This is a genomic window from Actinoplanes sp. NPDC019969, from assembly GCF_055562375.1.
The window spans coordinates 362,428-378,524 of the sequence record NZ_JBVHFK010000010.1; the positions used below are offsets into that span (position 1 = coordinate 362,428).

Sequence of the window (16,097 nt, forward strand, 5' to 3'; positions counted from 1 at the left end):
ATCGATATGGGGTTTAACGTGTCCGAAGGGGGACTTGAACCCCCACGCCCGATAAAGGGCACTAGCACCTCAAGCTAGCGCGTCTGCCATTCCGCCACCCGGACTTGCCTGGGAAACCTTACAGGCCGGTGCTCCGCACCCGTCGCGGGGGTGGCTGTCGGTGGGGATTGTGCGGAACTTATGAGGAAACTCTGACGGAACTCCCAGGATCGTGCCAACCCCCTACTTGATCTTCGCCGTGGTCTGCTGACCTCGGCCAACCTCTGCTCCGTGAAGATCAGGAATGGGGGACGTCGCATGAACTCCGACAGCTTCGGCAGAGGTGAACCTGCCTCGGTACCGCAACTGTCCGTAGTCCTGCCGGTGTCCGGGACCGGGGAGGCCGCATGCAGTCGCTGATGCTTCCCGCCGACCCGGTGCTGGAGACGACGGCTCACCGGATCGTCGAGCAGACCCGCCGGCCGTGGCGGTCGGCGTTGCTGGCGGCGCTGGCGGTCTGGGTGGCCAGCAGCGTCACGCACCTGGCGGTGAGCGCGCTGGCCTGGCTGCCCCGGCAGGCCGAGCGGGCGCCGGACCTGTGGATGGTCGCGCTCGGCTGGAACAGCTGGGACGCCGGGCACTACGTACGGATCGCGGAGAGCGGTTATCACCTGGGGCCGGGCTTCCCGGCGTTCTTCCCGTTGTACCCGATCCTGATCCGGGTCTTCGACGTGGTGCTGCCGGGTGGTGCGCTGGCCGCTGCGATCGTGGTGGCGAACGCGGCGGCGTACGGGGCCCTGGCCGTGCTGTACCGGCTCGCCGACCACGAGTTCGGCCCGCGGGTGGCGCAGCGGGCGGCCTGGTACCTCGCCGCGTTCCCGACCGGGTTCTTCCTGTTCATCGGGTACAACGAGTCGCTGTTCATCCTGCTGTCGGTCGGGGCGTTGTACGCCGGGCGCCGCGGCCACTGGTGGCTCGCGGGCGGGCTGGGCGCGCTGTCGTCGGCGACCCGGCTGTTCGGTGTGCTGCTGATGATCCCGCTGGCCGTCGAATACCTGCGGCAGGTCGGCTGGCGGCCGCGCCGGATCCGGCCGGACGTGATCGGGCTGATGATGGTGCCGATGGGTGTCGTCGCGTACAGCGTCTACTGCCTGGTGGATCTCGGCAGCCCGCTCGCCTTCAGCATCGCCCAGGACCAGTGGGGGAGGCGTTACACCTTCCCCGGGGAGGCGTGGCTGATCTCGGTGCGGCAGATGACCGAGCAGCCGCTGCTGTCGCCGTCGTCGCTGGGGGCGATCCTGGACGCGGGCACCATCCTGATCGCCGTGGTGCTGCTCGTGCTCTGTGTGACCGGGCGTTTCCGGTTCCGCCGGGACCAGGTCTATCTGGTCGTGCACGCCGGGCTCACCCTGCTGCTGCTGATGTCGACCGAGGTGGGTGGCCGGTCCATGCAGTCGGCGGCGCGTTACACCCTCGAAGCGGTCGCGGTCTTCCTCGTGCTGGCCCGGATGGGCGCCAACCAGATCGTGGACCGGACCGTGCTGATGGTCGGGGTGGCCCTGCAGGCGGTCTTCCTGGTGACCTTCATGGCGGGCACCTTCCTCGTGGCGTGAGGTCATGGCGGTGTCTCGGCGTCACGCAGGCGCTCGAGGCCGTCCAGGATCAGGTCGAGGCCGAAGGTGATGTCGGGGTCGCCGGGATGGCGGCCCTCGGCCACCTCCCGGGTCAGCTCGGCCATGTGCGGGAAGCCGCCGCCGGCCAGCAGGTGCGCGTGGGCGGCGGCGGTCTCCGCGTAGTCGGCCTGCGCCACCGGGAAGGTCAGGCGGCGGATCGTGTACCCATACACAAAACTGTCCATGGTGTTCCAGGCGTGGTCGGCGAGCCGCCAGGAGAAGCCCGCGTCGCGCAGAACGCCCAGCGTGTAGTCGATGTAGCGCAGCATGGCGGGGCCGGTGTTGGTGCGTGACATCAGCAGCGGCGGGGCCCAGGGGTGGCGGGTCAGCACCCGATGGGCGGTCTCGCCGCGGTGGCGCATGGCCGATTTCCAGTCCTGCCGGGTCTCGGGCAGGTCGATCTCGCTGACCACCAGGTCGATGATCCCGTCGAGGACGGCGTCCTTGTTGGCGACGTGGCGATAGAGCGACATGGCCTCCACGCCCAGCTCACGGCCCAGATGGCGCATGGTGAGCTTGTCGGTGCCGCCGGAGTCGGCCAGCTCCAGGGCGGCCTGCAGCACGCGGCGTGTGTTGAGCGGCGCTCGCGAGGTTGGCATGAAATCGGCTCTCGAATCAGTTGCGGGTCGGCTCGACCTTAGCGCACTCTTGCTTACGACGTAAGCTTACTGTGTAAGCAGGAGAGGCGGAGAGCGATGAGAGCATTGATCCAGACGGGGTACGGGTCACCGGACGCCCTCGCGTTGCGGGAGGTGCCGCGGCCGGTTCTGAGAGACGGCGACCTTCTGGTTCGGGTGCACGCGGCCGGGTTGAACGCCTCGGACCGGTTCCTGCTGCGCGGCGAGCCCTATGCCGTCCGGGCGCTGGCCGGTGGGTTACTGCGGCCCCGGGCCGGGTTCGTCGTCGGCAGGGCGGTCGCGGGGCGGGTGGAGGAGGTTCGCGGCGACGTCCACGACTTCGCGGTCGGCGACGACGTGCTGGCCGAGAGCCCGGCGGCGGTCGGTGAGTTCGCGCGGGTGCCGGCCCGGCTCGCCGCGGCCATGCCCGCCGGGCTGTCCTATGCCGAGGCCGCGGCGCTGCCGGTGGCCGGGACGACAGCGCTGCAGAGCCTCCGCGGCGTGCGGCGCGGGCAGCGGGTGCTGGTCACCGGGGCCGCGGGCGGGGTCGGCACCTTCGCCGTGCAGCTGGCCACCGCCCAGGGCGCCCGGGTCACGGCGGTCTGCGCCGGCCGCAACGTGGCGATGCTGCACGGCCTCGGGATCGAGCACATCATCGACTACGAGCAGACCACCGCCGCCGACCTCGCCACGTTCGGGCAGGTGTTCGACGTGATCCTGGACCTGGCGGGCAACTATCCGCTGCCGGCGCTGCGGCGGGCCCTCGCACCCGGCGGCACTCTCGTGCTATCGGTCGGCACCGGCGGGCGCTGGCTCGGGCCGGCCCGGCGGATCCTCGCCGGCGTGGTCACCGGGGGCCGGCGGGTGCGCACCTTCACCGCCCGGCCGAACAGCGCGGACCTGACCGAACTGGCGTCCATGGTGACCACCGGCCGGATCCGCCCGGTGATCGAGCGGACGTATCCCTTCGACGAGGCGGCGGACGCTCTCGACCGGATCAACCGGGGCCGCGTCGACGGAAAGATCGTCGTGACGGTCGCCTGACAGGCGTTACCGTCTCGCCGTGACCATCGACTATCTGACCCTGCTGGACAACGAGTTCGCCGCCTTCCAGGACTGTCTGGACGGCGATCTGACCGCCCCCGTGGAGCACTGTGGCGACTGGACGCTGCGGGACCTCGTCGTGCATCTCGGCCAGGGGAACCTCTGGGCCGCGACGGCGATCACCGACGGCCACGGCCGCTATCAGGAGCAGCCACCGCCGGCGGATCTCGCCGCCTGGTTCGCGCGGAGCGCCCGGACGCTGACGGACGCGCTCGCCCGGGATCCGGAGGCCGGGGCGTGGACGTTCGCTCCGCCGCGCACCGTCGGGTTCTGGCGTCGGCGGCGCTGCCTGGAGACGGTGGTGCACCGCTGGGACGCCGAACACGCCCTGGGCCGGGCCGGCGACCTCGACCCGCTGCTGTGCGCCGACGGCGTCGCCGAGGTGATCGAGATGTTCCTGCCCCGGCAGATCAGGCTCGGCCGGGCCGAGGCGCCCGAGGCGGCGGTGCGGTTGCACGCCACCGACACCGCGGCGGCGTGGGTGCTCGGGCCGGGGGAGGCGGTCGCCACGATCAGCGGTACGGCGCAGGAGCTGATGCTCGCGCTGTGGGGCCGGGTCGCCTGGCCCTGGGAGCGGCTCGCCGGCGATCGGGACGCTGCGGAGCAGGTGCTCGCCCGTCCGCTGGTCCCCTGAGGGCCGGCATGGGTGTCAGGGGCGGGGCAGTCGGATCCGCCAGCCCTGTTCGACGGAGGTTCGGCAGAGGGCGGGGGTGTCGCCGCAGAGCGGCCGGCCTGCTTTGCGCGGTCGGCGCCGTGGACCAGGCTCTGCAGGGTCTCGTCGGCGGCGGCCGGGTCCTCGAGGCCGAACCCGGCGTCGAGCATGACCCGGTAGAGGTCGGGGGAGGCCAGCGCGTTCGACAGGTACGCGGCACCGAGCGCGGCCAGGTCACGGACCGGGTCGTCGGTCCGCGGGACGGTGGCCAGTTCGGTGGCGAGACGGCGGAAACCCTCCTGGCGGACGGCGCGCCACAGGCCGTCCATGCCGCCGAAGTGGGTGTGGACGGCCATGGTCGACATGCCGGTTCCGGCGACGAGCGTACGCAGGGTGATCGGTTCCCGGGCGCGCAGCATCCGCGCCGCCCGCTCGATCAGCCGGGTGCGCAGCGCGGGGAGGTCACCCGCGTCGTAGACGGTCAGCAGGGCTGCGGTACCGGCCATCGGCACATGGTGCCCGGAAACCCTGTCAGTGGCGATCGGTGCCGGCGTAGCGGTCGAGGGTGGTGGTGTACATCCGGGCCAGGAGCCGGTTCATGGGGCGCAGGTGCAGCAGGAAGAGCAACGGCCTCCACCGTACGCGTGCGCCGGTGTTGGTCCACTCGACGTGCAGATGGCTGCCCCCGGCGGGGCCCGGCATGATCTGCACGAACCCGTCGCCGCCGCCACCGTAACTGCTCTCCACGACGGTCCAGCGGATCACCGCCGGGTCGGACCAGTCGTAGCGGGACGTCACCCAGAACGGTGAGCCGGGCGTGCTCTCCCGGGCCACCGCCCACGTCTCGCCGCGGTCGCGCAGCTCGTACTTCTCCGGATCGAGCGTGCGGCTCCAGATGCGTGCCCGCTCGTCGCCGAACGCCGTGAAGGCCCGGAACACCTGCTCCGGCGAGGCCGTCGTGTCGACGTCGAACCGCATCCCCTCATCGGAGCACACCCACCCAGGGCCGTCCATAGCCCTTCCCGGGGACCGGCCGCGTCAGCCGGGCGGCGGCAACGGCTGGATGTAGGTGTCGCACAAGCGGCAGCCGGCCTCCCCCGCGAACAGGTCGTGGATCGGGCAGCGGGCGGTCAGCTCGGCGGCCGGGGGCACCCGCCAGTCACCCCACGCCGGCTCCGGCACCGGGGACGGGGTGAAACCGGCGACCATCGCCCGGAACCTGGCCAGGTACTGCGGGGCGCGCGGGGGATCGTACGTCAGCCGGTCCCAGCCGTGACGGGCCGACGCGAGCGCGATCAACCGGTCGAGGAAGGCCTTCTCCGCCGGCCAGTCGCTGGTCCACGGCAGTTCCCCGAGGTCGAAGCCGTCGCATCCGCGGCCCCACCGGTGCCCGTCCGCGAAGCGCACCACCAGGTTGCGTTCCCACGGCGTCTCCGCGATCGCGCAGCCGGCCAGGGTGAGCACGTCGTAGAACACGTCGGTGCCGCCGTTGGTCAGATCCAGATCTCGTGGCCCGGTCGAACCGTCGGCGCTGAAGATGTTCCCCATCCCCACTACCGTAGCGGTGGCGCACCATGGACGGTGTGGTGGAGATCAGCTTGCTGACCGCGACCGATCGGGCCGAGTGGGAGCCGCTCGCCCGCCGTTTCAACGAGCACTTCGGGACGGTGACCAGCGACGAGCTGTACGAGCGGACCTGGCAGCGGCTGGTCGCCCGGGACGAGATCCGCGGGGCCGGGGCACGGCTCGACGGCCGGATGGTGGGGATCGCCCACTACTACTTCCACGCCGGCCTGTGGTCCGGCGGTCGCTGCTTCCTCGCCGACCTGTTCGTGGCTCCGCAAGCCCGGCGGCGCGGCATCGCCACCGACGTCCTCGCCTGGGTGGCGCGTGACGGCGCCGAGCACGGGTTCCCGCGGCTCTACTGGAACACCGAGCAGGACAACACCGCTGCGCGGGCGCTGTACGACACGGTCGCCGACCACCACGGATTCATCGTGTACACCTACCGGCACGGCCTTGGCTAAAGGGCGGACCGTCCTCGCCGCGGTGGCCGTGTTCGCCTACGCCGACGGGGAGCCCCGGCACGCGCCCCAGGTCGTGGGCCTCCTGCTCATGGTGGCCGCGCTGGTGGTGAGCGTGGCGGCCGGCCGCTGTGGCATCACGCGTTCACCGGGCTCGGGATCGTCTGCTTCGGTGTCCTGGCCTACCGCTGTCGGCGCAGGTGACGTAGCAGCTCCAGGGTTCTGCCGCGGGCGGCCGCGTCCCCCACCGGAGCGGCGACGAACTCGGTGATCCCGGTCGTCCCGAGGCGGCCGATCGCCCGGGTGACCGTGTCCTCGTCGCCGGTGAGCGCCACGTCGGCGGGGCCGGGCGCGCCCTCCCGGTCCAGCACCGCCCGGTACTCCGGGACCTGACCGGCCATGCCGAACCGCCGCGCGATGTCCGCCCGCGCGCCGGCCTCGTCGCCGGTGACGCACACCGGCAGGGCGGCGACGATCCGGGGCGCGGGCCGGCCGGCGTCCCGGACCGCCGCGGTGACCAGCGGGACGACGTGCGAGGCGAGGGTACGGGGGCCGGCCATCCAGGTGACGGCGCCGTCGGTGGACGAGCCGGCCAGGCGCAGCATCGCCGGGCCGAGAGCGGCCAGCAGGACCGGGGGTGGAAGGGTTCCGGGGAGGTGGACCGTACCGGAAAGGGTCAGGAGATCGCCGGAACGCGCGACCGCCTCGCCGCGCAGCAGCGGCAGCAACACCGCGAGGTACTCGCGCAGGAAACGGACCGGTGCGCTGGTGGGCAGGCCGAACATGCCGCCGACCATCGCGCCGATGCCCGCGCCGATGCCGAGGGTGAGGCGGTTGCCGGTGGCGGCCTGCACGCTCAGCGCCTGGCTGGCGAGGGTGAGCGGATGACGTTGCCGCACCGGGACCACGGCCGTGCCGAGCGGCATGTCCGGCGCGTGCGTGCCGGCGACGGTGAGCGCGGTGAGCGCGTCCCAGCCGAGCGCCTGCGCCGACCACAGCCCTGCCGCGCCGTCCGCGGCGTAGACCTGCCCGGCCAGTTCGGCGGCGGTGACCGGGCCGTCCACCTCACCGATCATGATGCTGATCCGCATGCTCCACCCCATCTGGAGAGGTTCTCCGTTTGACGTTCGGTAATATACGGAGAGGTTCTCCAGATGGCAACGGGAGGTTACGTGCGCAGTGACGCCCAGCAGAACCGGGACCGGGTGCTGGCCGCGGCCCGCACCGAGTTCACGGCCCACGGCGCGGCCGCCTCCCTCAACAAGATCGCGCAGCGGGCGGGGGTCGGTCCCGGCACGCTCTACCGGCACTTCCCGACCGCGCAGGCGCTGCTCGTGGCGATCATCGCCGAGGACGTGGCCGCCCTCTGCGCCGCCGGGAACGCGCTGCTCGACGACCCCTCGCCGGACGCCGCGCTGCGGCTCTGGCTGCGGCAGGTGGCGGCGCACGCGACGGCGATGCGCGGGCTGGTGGCCACCGAGCTGCTGGTCGCGGCAGGCGATGCGGCTCTGGCCGGCTGCCATGATTCCATCCGTACGGTCGGAGCAGCGCTCCTGCACCGCACCGGCAACCCCGTCGCGGTCGCCGTGGACGACCTGCTGACCGCCGTCAACGCCCTGGCCTGGGCGAGCGAGCGGATGCCCGCCGACCCGGGCCGCCTCGACCGGCTGCTCGATCTCCTCGCCACCGGCTACACCGGGCCTTTGTATCGTGGCGCCCGTGGAACGAGATGATCAGTCACGTCCGTCGGCGTTACGTGGCCTGTGGTCGTTCGGCGTCGGCGGCCTGATCCTGGGCGTCCTGCTCGTGGTCCTCGATCCGGCCACCGAGCTGAAGGAATGTCCCCAGTACATCGCCGGCGGCAACGGTGATTTCAGCGCTTTCCGGAACTCCGACTGGGACTTCTATCTACCGGCCCTCGTGTTCGTGTGGCTCACGGCCGTCATCGTGGAGCAGGCTCTCGGGTCCGGCCAGGAGGGCCGGGCCGGAGCGGCCCTCCGTACGACGGTCGCGATCACCTTCTCCCTCTTCATCTCCTGCTGTGGAATCGCTCCGCTCCTCTTCACGTGCCGGACCTGACCCTGGCATGCTCGTCGCCGTGATCGATGATGTCGCGAAGGACCTCCTGCACGGCCGGCTCACGACGATCCGGGAGACGCTGGTCTGGAAGCTGGACGGGTTGTCCGAGTACGACATCCGGCGTCCCCTGACAGCGACGGGAACCAACCTCCTCGGCCTGGTGAAGCATGTGGCGACCGTTGAGGCCTGGTATTTCGGTGAGGTCTTCGGCCGCCCGTCCCCGGAGCCGCTCGGGCGGTGGAAGGACGCGGACGGCAGCGACCTGTGGGTGACCCCGGACGAGACACGCCAGCAGATCATCGGCTTCTACCGGCGTGCCGGCCAACATGCGGACGCGACGATCCGAGAGCTTCCTCTCGGCGCGCCGGGACACGTGCCGTGGTGGCCGCGGCCCGATGTCACGCTGTTCGGCGTCATGATCCACGTCCTGCAGGAGACCACCCGGCATGCCGGCCACGCTGACATCCTGCGGGAGCGGCTCGACGGCCGCACCGGGCTGAGGGCTGAGTACGAGCCGGAGATCGACACGGCGGCCCGGGCGGCACACCGCGCGAAGATCGAGCGGGCTGCGGGTCTGTCCGTTCCCCATGGCGCAGTCGAGGCGATGCCCTGACCGGCTCGGCACGGGTTCCGGTTCGGGTTGTGGGTACGGCGGGCAGCGGTCCGGTGTGGACGACGGTTCCGGCATGCGCCGGCGGGCCCGGCGGCGGATGTGGATCATGGTGGCTCTGGTCCTGGGGCCGGGAGCCCTCGCTGTCCTCGCCGGGTTCCTGGCCGGCTCGCCGGGGAAGGCGTCCGCAGGGCTCGTCGCCGTCGTCACGGGTGCTGTCCTGGTGGGTACGGCGATTGCGGCGGTGCTGGTGTTCTGGCTGCTGAAACGGCGTACCGGAGTGGTGGTGTCGCCGTTGTGGGGCGCCTCCCGGCGGGTGCGGGCCCGGGTCGGCCGGGCCATCCGCACGGGCGCCGAACTGCCGCCCGGCGAGCGGGAACTCGCGGTGGCCGAGGCGACCCGGCTGCGGCGGCTCGGGTGGGGGCCGGGTTCGGCATCGCAGCAGGACTGTTCGCGGCGCAGGTGGTGCTGCGGGCCGCGGGCGGTGACCCGGCCTGGCAGATCGCGGGCGCGGGGCTGGCGGCGATCGCGTTCACGACGACGGCCGTCCAGCAGGCGTATTTCTACCGGCGGTCGGGCGCCTGCCTGGATCGCGCCGGCCTGCTTCTCACGATGACCGCGGTCACGTCGACGATGACCAGCAACCGCCGGGTCCAGGCGGCCCTGCGGCGCGCCGCCCGCCCGGAAGCGAAGGCTCCGGTTCACGAGGGCGTACCCGGATCGCTCCGGTGAGGCCACGTCGTGGTGAGGAAGATGCGCCAGCGGACGGTGGCGCCGAAGGGCTCGTACACGGCTTCGGCGAGCGGGTCGACGCCGCAGCGCGGGCATGCGGGCGACGTGCGGGGCGCGGAGCACACCGGGCATGCCGGACCGGCGAAACCGCCCGCGTCGTACGCCGTGATCAGCCGGGAGAGGACCACGGTCAGCCGTTCCCGCGGGTGGATCGTGAAGTCCGGGCAGTAGGCGGGCGGGCCGGGCGCCCAGATCCACGCGTCGGTGCCGGTGCGCGGGACGGGACGGCGACCGGCGGCCTTGGCGAGGCGACGGCATGCTGTCGCCAGTGCGAGCCGGTCGTGCCACAGACGGCGGGCCTCGTCGAGTTCGTCGGCCGCGCGGGCCGCGGAGCCCGGCTCGGGCACGTGCGCGCTGGTGACGAGGTGGTGCCAGGTGGCGCGGAAACCGTACGGGGCGAAGTGGCGGGTGCACTCCCGGGCCGCCCACAGCCGCCGGCGGTCCGGGAGATGCGGGTCGCGGGCCTGCCGCAGGTACGTGTGGTAGCTGCTCATCTCAGGCGCCGGGGTGGGCGGGTGGCGTGCCACGGGTTTTGAAGGAGAGAGGCGTGCCGAAGCCGAGGAAGACCGGGCTGAAGCTGACCTGGCATGCGGTGATCATGCCGGATCAGGGGCCGCCGGAGTGCGCGGCGACCCCCGGATTCCGGGTCAGGAGACGGTGCAGGGGGTGCTGTTCAGGGTGAACGCGGCCGGGACCGGGTTGCTGCCCGTCCAGCTGCCGAGAAAGCCGACCGACGTCGAGCCGCCCGCGGCGATCGTGCCGTTCCAGGTGGCGTTGGTGACGGTCACCGCCGTACCGGACTGGCTGTGGGCGCCGCCCCACAACTGGCTGACCTGCTGGCCGCCGGTGAACTGCCAGGCGAGCTTCCAGGAGCTCAACGCCGTACCGCCAGAGTTCTTGATCTTGATCTCGCCCTGGAAACCGCCCGGCCAGCTGCCGGTGACCCGGTAGGCGACCACGCACGACGCCGTCTCGACCGGGGTGCTGACGCTCGCCGACGGTGAGCCGGTCGGGTCGGTGATCCTGCTGGGGTCGACGACGCCCCAGTACGCCGATTTCGCCTGCAACCGCGTGTCGAACAACAGCGGCGCGTCCTTGCGGGTCACCGGGAACGTGTCCAGCCAGGTGTTGTCGTCGGCCAGGCCCCACAGCGTCACCGAGGTGATCTCGTCGGAGTATTCGCGGAACAGGGCGAACATGTCGCGGTAGACATACGCCTGCTTGAGCAGCCGGTCCGCCGGCGGGGCCGGGAAGCTCTCGCTGTCGCTGCTGTAGATGCTCACGTCCATCTCGGTGATCTGCTGCTCGATGCCGAGCGGCGTGAACTTCGCCAGCATCGCCCGGGACTCCGCGATCGCCGGCCAGTTGATGTTGATGTGCACCTGGTGCCCGACGCCGTCGATCGGCACGCCCTCCGCGCGCAGCTGCCGGATCAGGTTGAACAGGTGGTCCCGCTTGGCCGGCACGTTGGTGTTGTAGTCGTTGATGAACAGCTTCGCGTGCGGCGCCACCTCCCGCGCCACCCGGAACGCGGTACGGATGTAGTCCAGGCCGGTCACCGTGTACCAGGTGCTGCGGCGCAAACCGTCGGACTGACTCTCGTCGATCACCTCGTTGACCACGTCCCACACGCCGATGTCGGCGCCGTAATGGGCGGCGACGTTGCGGATGTGGTTCTCCAGGCGCGCCAGCAGCAGCGCCTTGTCGTCGGCCGTGGCGGTCATCGGCTGCCCGTCGGCGCCGGTGAAGACCCAGGCCGGCGTCTGGTTGTGCCACACCAGGGTGTGGCCGCGAACGGCGAGACCATGAGCTTTGGCGTACGCGAGAAGCGGATCCGCCTGCGCGTAGGTGAACGTGTTCTCCGTGGGTTCGGTGGCGTCCCACTTCAGCGCGTTGCCCGGCGTGACCGAACCGAAGTGCTTGGTGAGCAACTGGCCGTGCTCGCCGATGATCTCCGCGCCGGTGATCGCCGCGCCGACCGGGAACTCGGTCACCACGTCCTTCACCGACGGGATGGTCGTCTGGATCGGCAGCGCCGGCACGTAGCTCGCGGTCACGTCGTCCAGGTAGAGGGAACCGGTCGTGGAGGCGGTCTCCACGTACACGCGGAGGAAGTCGACGTCGGAGGCCAGCGTGTACCGGCCGGTCAGGTTGACCCAGGAATCGCTGGTCACGGCGGTGTTGCCGACCACCTGGTCGTAGGCGGCGACCCCGCCGGAACGCCGTTCCACGCTGAGGCGGGCGTTGTCGGAGCCGGACTCCATGCGTACCCAGGCGGAGATCGTGTAGGCGGTGCCCTTCTCGAACGTGTCCAGCACGTCGAGCGAGGGACCCTGCCACGTCGCGGTCCGGCCGGTGACGAGCAGGCTGCCGGCGCCGCCGTGCGCGGCTGCCGTGCTGGGCGCGACGGTCTCGGCGGACCGGCCGGCCCAGCCCTGCGCGGTGCCGTCCTCGAAGTCGCTGGTCAGGACGGTGATCGGGGTGGGGTCTTCGGCGGCGTTCGCGATCGCTGCGGCGGCGGCGACCGGGACCGCGACCATCAGGGCGGCCAGCAGGCGGGGGAGAGCGCGCATCCGCGGGCTCCTTCGGGGGAGAGTGTGGGGATAGAGCGACATCGTTGCATGGGAGCGCTCCCATTACAATCGTGCACCGACGGCGCCTGCGGCGTCGGCCAGGCATCTAGGTTCCTAGGAAGCTCTAGGGGGTGTGCCGGCACCGCTTCCCACTGCGGTGCCGGCCGGGTCTTCTGGAAGCGCGGTCAGGCGGTGGGTGTGGTGCGGTTGACCAGGGAACGGGCCAGGACGAAGGTGATCACGCCGGCGGCGACGACGGTCAGCAGGCCGACGCGCAATCCGTGCTGGTCGGCCAGGTATCCGACCAGCAGCGGGGACAGCAGGAAACCGCCCCGGAGCAGCCAGCTCACCACGGTCAGGCCGGTGCCGGGGCGCAGGCCGGGCAGTTCGTCGGCGGTGTGCATGGCGGCCGGAACCAGCGTCGCCACCCCGAGGCCGGCCAGGGCGAACCCGCCGAGGGCGGTCGGCACGGAGGGGAACGCCAGGGCGGCGGCCATGCCGAGAGTGCCGAGGGCGGCGCCGGCGCGGACCACGGTGCGCTGGCCGAACCGGTCCACGACGCGGTCCCCGATGAGCCGGCCGATGGTCATGGCGGTCTGCAGGGCCACCACGGCGAGCCCGGCGGTGGCGGCGCCGGTGTGCAGCTCGCCGGTGAGGAAGATGGCGCCCCAGGAGGCGCCGGCGTCCTCGACGAGAGCGCCGCAGGCGGCGAGGACACCGAGAACGGCGAGGAGCCGTACGGCGGTGGCGTGCCCGGAACGGGCCGGAGCATCGGCGACGGGCCGCGCAGGAACGTCCGGGACGTCGTCGCCGGGGAGCATGAAGTGGTAGGCGACCAGGGCCACCGTGCTGAACAGGACGGCGGAGACGGTCAGGTGGAGGGTGAGGGGCAGGTTCAGGCCGGCGGCGGCGGAGCCCATCAGGCCGCCGAGGACCGCGCCGATGCTCCAGACGCCGTGCAGGGAGTTGACGATCGATCTGCCGTACAGGCGCTGGACCCGCAGGCCGTGCGTGTTCTGGGCGACGTCGATGACCGAGTCGAGGGCGCCGACGAGGAAGAACGCGGCCGCGAGGGCGGTGACGTCCGGGGCGAACGGCAGGGTCAGGGTGGCGGCGGTGGTCAGGACGACACCGAACGCGCCGACCCGGGCCGACCGGTAGCGGCGGATCACCGCTCCGGCGAACAGGCCGGCCAGCAGGGCGCCGACCGGGAACGCGGCGATCGCGGCGCCCAGGGCGACGTTGCTGAGGCCCAGGTCGGCCTTGATCTGCGGGTAGCGGGGGACGACGTTGAAGAAGACGGCGCCGTTGGTGAGGAAGAGGGCGGCGACGGCGGCGCGGGCCCGGCGGGCGGGCGGCGCGGCCGTGGTGGAGCGGGACACGAAGGATCTCCGGAAGGGCTTCTCAGCGCAGGTAGCGCTCGATGGCGTGCCGGATCTGTGCCGGGGTCATCGGGTCGGTGGACAGGGCGCTGTGCAGGGTCAGGCCCTCGATCAGGGCGTCGACCTCGCGGGCGGTCGTCGGGTCGAAGTGCCGCTCGAGGGCGTCGCGGCTGCGCTGCATCCAGGCCTGGGTGACGGCTTTCAGGCGCGGGTTGCGGGCGGCGGCGACGTACAGCTCGACGGTCAGGACCAGGTCGTGGCCGGGGCTGAGCAGGTCGTCGGCGACCAGGGTGACGACGGCTTCGACGGCCTCGTCGCGGGTGAGGGCGGCGCCGAGACGCTCGTCGAAGACGCCGGCGATGGATTCGGTGTGCCGGGTGAACGCCTCGGCGAGGATGTCGTCGAGACCGGCGAAGTGGTACGTCATCGACCCGAGCGGCACGTCGGCGGCGCGGGCGATCTCGCGGTGGGTGGTTCCGGCGACGCCGCGCTCGGCGATGACGGTGAGGGCGGCGTCGATCAGCCGGTCGCGCCGGTGCGGATCGTGCCGCCTGGTCCGCCGGGCGGGCGCGGTGCCGGTCATGGTTCGGTGATGGTACGGACCACGCGCGCGGGATTGCCGACGGCCACCACGTTCGCCGGCAGGTCCCTGGTGACGACGGCGCCCGCGCCGACGACGGTGTTGTCGCCGATGGTGATGCCGGGCAGGACGATCGCGCCGGAGCCGAGCCACACGTTGTCGCCGATGACGATGGGTTTCGCGGCCTCCCACTTGTCGCGGCGCGGGCCGGGCTCGATCGGGTGGGTCGGGGTCAGCAGTTGCACGTTGGTGCCGATCTGCACGTCGGCGCCGATGGTGATCGGGGCGACGTCGAGGGCGATCAGGCCGTAGTTGGCGAACGTGCGGGGCCCGATCGTGATGTGGCTGCCGTAGTCGACGCGGAACGGGGGCCGGATGTCGACGCCCTCGCCGATCCCGCCGAGCAGCTCCTCGAGGAGGCGGCGGCGTTCGGCGGGGTTGCGGGGGGACGTCGCGTTGTAGGCGTCGGCGAGCTCCTGGGCGCGGAGCATGGCCTCGCCGAGCTCGGGGTCGTCGGCGATGTAGAGGTCGCCGGCGAGCATGCGGTCGCGCATGGTGCGGGTGTCGGTGCTCATGCGTACGAGCGTACACATGTAATGTACTCGCGTACACAGCAACGGGCTGGCAGCATTCCGGCATGACGCTGCACGAGGGAGAGATCACGATCGGCGAGGCCGGGGTCCGCCGGCTGCTCGAACAGCAGTGCCCGCAATGGGCCGGGCTCCCGCTGACACCGGCCGGGGCGGGCACCGAGAACACCATGTACCGCCTCGGGGAGACGCTACTCGTCCGGCTCCCGCGCACGACGGGGAAAGCCGGCGCGCTGCGCAAGGAGGTGCGGTGGCTGCCGCGCCTCGCGGCCGGCTTGCCGTTGCGGATTCCCGCGCCGGTGTACGACGGACGCCCGGCCGGCTCCTATCCGGCGGACTGGGCCGTGTTCGCGTGGATCGACGGTGACGAGTCGGGACCGCTGACGGTGGAGGACTGGGCGTCGTTCGGGTCGGATCTGGCCGGGTTCGTCAGTGAACTGCACGCTCTGGAACTCGGGGGAGCGCGGCGGGACGGGGATCTGAGCTGGTACCGGGGCGGGGAACTGCAGCCCTGCGACGACTGGGTCACCCGGGACCTGGCCGTGTGCCGGCCGCTGATCGGGGACGCGCAGGTGGACGCCCTCGAGGAGATCTGGCGGGCCGGGCTCGCGCTGCCGTCGCCGCAGCGGCCGCACGTGTGGCTGCACGGGGACCTCAAGCCGACGAACCTCCTCGTCGCGGACGGGCGGCTGGCGGCGGTGATCGACTTCGGGGCGCTGTCGGTCGGGTTGCCGGACGCGGAGCACGCGACGATCTGGGATGTGCCGTCGGGGGCGCGGGATGCGTACCGCAAAGCCCTTGATCTCGATGAAGTGACCTGGGGCCGGGCGCGGGCCTGGGCCGTCGCGGTGGCGGTGTCCGGGATCGCCTACTACTGGTCGACGTTCCCGGCGTTTGTCGCCGAGTGCCGCGCCCGCGTCACCAACCTCCTTGCCTAGAATCCTAGGATGCCTGAAAGGTCGTGCGGCGAAGCCGCACTTCTTTCCTGAAGGACGGCTTCGCCGACAACCAACAGAAGTGTTGAGTTCGGCCGTCATGCGCGCCCGAACTCAACACTTCTGGCAGGGCGATCGGGCGGTACGCGAGGGCCTCGTCCACGATCTGTTCGGCGTGGAGAAGACGAGGACGAGGCGTCCGGCATAGCGGCGTCCGGGTCGTCGGACTGCGGCCGAGCATGATGCGCCGGGCGGCCTCCACCAGCTCGTCACGGGTGATGCCGGGGAACTTCGGCCACTGCGGCCGGGCCACCGGCTGGTCCTCATGGCTGTCTCCGGGCAGGCGAGACAGCCATGAGAGCCAGCAGTGGTTTCTCCGGCTGGTCGTCAGTGCTGTCTCGGGGCAGGGGAGACAGCACAGCCCACCAACCGGACGACATCAAAGGGGGGTTTGGGGGCGGGTGGGAGGCGCGGGGGCGGGCGGGGTGGGGGGGGTGGGGAGCCGGG

The 16,097-nt window shown here is 71.8% G+C and carries 19 protein-coding genes and 1 tRNA gene; 9 read left to right on the forward strand and 11 right to left on the reverse strand.

The annotated features are described in order from the left end of the window. Positions 1–19 precede the first annotated feature (19 nt). Positions 20–104, reverse strand: a tRNA-Leu gene (locus ACZ3II_RS29410). A 282-nt stretch (positions 105–386) separates the two neighbouring features. Here ACZ3II_RS29410 and ACZ3II_RS29415 point away from each other — a divergent pair. After that, the gene (locus tag ACZ3II_RS29415; protein WP_465521260.1) at positions 387–1,592 is read left to right on the forward strand and encodes a mannosyltransferase family protein; all 1,206 of its coding nucleotides are present in this window, start codon (positions 387–389) and stop codon (positions 1,590–1,592) included. A 2-nt stretch (positions 1,593–1,594) separates the two neighbouring features. On the opposite strand, the gene ACZ3II_RS29420 is transcribed toward ACZ3II_RS29415, so the two are convergent. Continuing rightward, positions 1,595–2,251 (reverse strand): TetR/AcrR family transcriptional regulator, encoded by a 657-nt coding sequence (locus ACZ3II_RS29420; RefSeq protein ID WP_465521262.1) that lies wholly within the window; start codon positions 2,249–2,251, stop codon positions 1,595–1,597. A 96-nt stretch (positions 2,252–2,347) separates the two neighbouring features. Here ACZ3II_RS29420 and ACZ3II_RS29425 point away from each other — a divergent pair, with 96 nt between their 5' ends. Both ACZ3II_RS29425 and ACZ3II_RS29430 read left to right on the forward strand, forming a co-directional pair. After that, the gene (locus ACZ3II_RS29425) at positions 2,348–3,313 is read left to right on the forward strand and encodes an NAD(P)-dependent alcohol dehydrogenase (protein WP_465521264.1); all 966 of its coding nucleotides are present in this window, start codon (positions 2,348–2,350) and stop codon (positions 3,311–3,313) included. A gap of 19 nt (positions 3,314–3,332) precedes the next feature. Continuing rightward, on the forward strand, positions 3,333–4,007 hold the full coding sequence (locus ACZ3II_RS29430; protein WP_465521266.1) for a maleylpyruvate isomerase family mycothiol-dependent enzyme: 675 nt from the start codon (positions 3,333–3,335) through the stop codon (positions 4,005–4,007). 549 nt (positions 4,008–4,556) lie between these two features. On the opposite strand, the gene ACZ3II_RS29435 is transcribed toward ACZ3II_RS29430, so the two are convergent. Both ACZ3II_RS29435 and ACZ3II_RS29440 read right to left on the reverse strand, forming a co-directional pair. Beyond that, positions 4,557–5,003 carry an SRPBCC family protein gene (locus tag ACZ3II_RS29435; RefSeq protein WP_465521268.1) on the reverse strand — a complete coding sequence of 149 codons (447 nt, stop codon included), beginning with the start codon at positions 5,001–5,003 and terminating at the stop codon, positions 4,557–4,559. A gap of 60 nt (positions 5,004–5,063) precedes the next feature. Continuing rightward, positions 5,064–5,573 (reverse strand): hypothetical protein, encoded by a 510-nt coding sequence (locus tag ACZ3II_RS29440; protein WP_465521270.1) that lies wholly within the window; start codon positions 5,571–5,573, stop codon positions 5,064–5,066. A gap of 35 nt (positions 5,574–5,608) precedes the next feature. Between ACZ3II_RS29440 and ACZ3II_RS29445 the strand changes: the two genes are divergently transcribed. Further along, positions 5,609–6,052, forward strand: coding sequence for a GNAT family N-acetyltransferase (locus tag ACZ3II_RS29445; protein WP_465521272.1), 444 nt, complete (start codon positions 5,609–5,611; stop codon positions 6,050–6,052). 179 nt (positions 6,053–6,231) lie between these two features. Here the strand turns inward: ACZ3II_RS29445 and ACZ3II_RS29450 are convergent, their stop codons facing one another. Beyond that, entirely contained in the window at positions 6,232–7,140 is a 909-nt protein-coding gene (locus ACZ3II_RS29450) for a TIGR03564 family F420-dependent LLM class oxidoreductase (protein ID WP_465521274.1), read from the reverse strand. Positions 7,141–7,203: 63 nt separating this feature from the next. Between ACZ3II_RS29450 and ACZ3II_RS29455 the strand changes: the two genes are divergently transcribed. The 4 genes from ACZ3II_RS29455 to ACZ3II_RS29470 all read left to right on the forward strand — a co-directional run bounded on the left by ACZ3II_RS29455 (position 7,204) and on the right by ACZ3II_RS29470 (position 9,470). After that, complete coding sequence (locus tag ACZ3II_RS29455; RefSeq protein ID WP_465521276.1) at positions 7,204–7,782, forward strand: TetR/AcrR family transcriptional regulator; 579 nt, start codon at positions 7,204–7,206, stop codon at positions 7,780–7,782. Further along, the gene (locus tag ACZ3II_RS29460; protein WP_465521277.1) at positions 7,769–8,128 is read left to right on the forward strand and encodes a hypothetical protein; all 360 of its coding nucleotides are present in this window, start codon (positions 7,769–7,771) and stop codon (positions 8,126–8,128) included. The genes ACZ3II_RS29455 and ACZ3II_RS29460 overlap by 14 nt, the downstream gene beginning before the upstream one ends. Positions 8,129–8,147: 19 nt before the next feature. After that, on the forward strand, positions 8,148–8,741 hold the full coding sequence (locus ACZ3II_RS29465; protein WP_465521306.1) for a DinB family protein: 594 nt from the start codon (positions 8,148–8,150) through the stop codon (positions 8,739–8,741). Positions 8,742–9,155: 414 nt separating this feature from the next. Then, the gene (locus tag ACZ3II_RS29470) at positions 9,156–9,470 is read left to right on the forward strand and encodes a hypothetical protein (protein WP_465521278.1); all 315 of its coding nucleotides are present in this window, start codon (positions 9,156–9,158) and stop codon (positions 9,468–9,470) included. Here the strand turns inward: ACZ3II_RS29470 and ACZ3II_RS29475 are convergent. From ACZ3II_RS29475 to ACZ3II_RS29495, 5 genes are all read right to left on the reverse strand, one after another. Continuing rightward, the gene (locus ACZ3II_RS29475) at positions 9,440–10,024 is read right to left on the reverse strand and encodes a hypothetical protein (protein ID WP_465521279.1); all 585 of its coding nucleotides are present in this window, start codon (positions 10,022–10,024) and stop codon (positions 9,440–9,442) included. The genes ACZ3II_RS29470 and ACZ3II_RS29475 overlap by 31 nt on opposite strands. 153 nt (positions 10,025–10,177) lie before the next feature. Then, complete coding sequence (locus ACZ3II_RS29480) at positions 10,178–12,103, reverse strand: endo-1,4-beta-xylanase (RefSeq protein ID WP_465521280.1); 1,926 nt, start codon at positions 12,101–12,103, stop codon at positions 10,178–10,180. A gap of 185 nt (positions 12,104–12,288) precedes the next feature. After that, entirely contained in the window at positions 12,289–13,485 is a 1,197-nt protein-coding gene (locus ACZ3II_RS29485) for an MFS transporter (protein WP_465521281.1), read from the reverse strand. 22 nt (positions 13,486–13,507) lie between these two features. After that, complete coding sequence (locus ACZ3II_RS29490; protein WP_465521282.1) at positions 13,508–14,068, reverse strand: TetR/AcrR family transcriptional regulator; 561 nt, start codon at positions 14,066–14,068, stop codon at positions 13,508–13,510. Continuing rightward, positions 14,065–14,640 carry a sugar O-acetyltransferase gene (locus ACZ3II_RS29495; RefSeq protein WP_465521283.1) on the reverse strand — a complete coding sequence of 192 codons (576 nt, stop codon included), beginning with the start codon at positions 14,638–14,640 and terminating at the stop codon, positions 14,065–14,067. Before ACZ3II_RS29495 ends, ACZ3II_RS29490 begins: the two co-directional genes overlap by 4 nt. Before the next feature lie 62 nt (positions 14,641–14,702). On the opposite strand from ACZ3II_RS29495, the gene ACZ3II_RS29500 reads away from it, so the two are divergent. After that, the gene (locus tag ACZ3II_RS29500) at positions 14,703–15,593 is read left to right on the forward strand and encodes an aminoglycoside phosphotransferase family protein (protein ID WP_465521284.1); all 891 of its coding nucleotides are present in this window, start codon (positions 14,703–14,705) and stop codon (positions 15,591–15,593) included. A 4-nt stretch (positions 15,594–15,597) separates the two neighbouring features. On the opposite strand, the gene ACZ3II_RS29505 is transcribed toward ACZ3II_RS29500, so the two are convergent. Next, positions 15,598–15,903, reverse strand: a complete 306-nt coding sequence (locus ACZ3II_RS29505; protein ID WP_465521285.1) for a hypothetical protein — start codon at positions 15,901–15,903, stop codon at positions 15,598–15,600. Positions 15,904–16,097 lie beyond the last annotated feature (194 nt).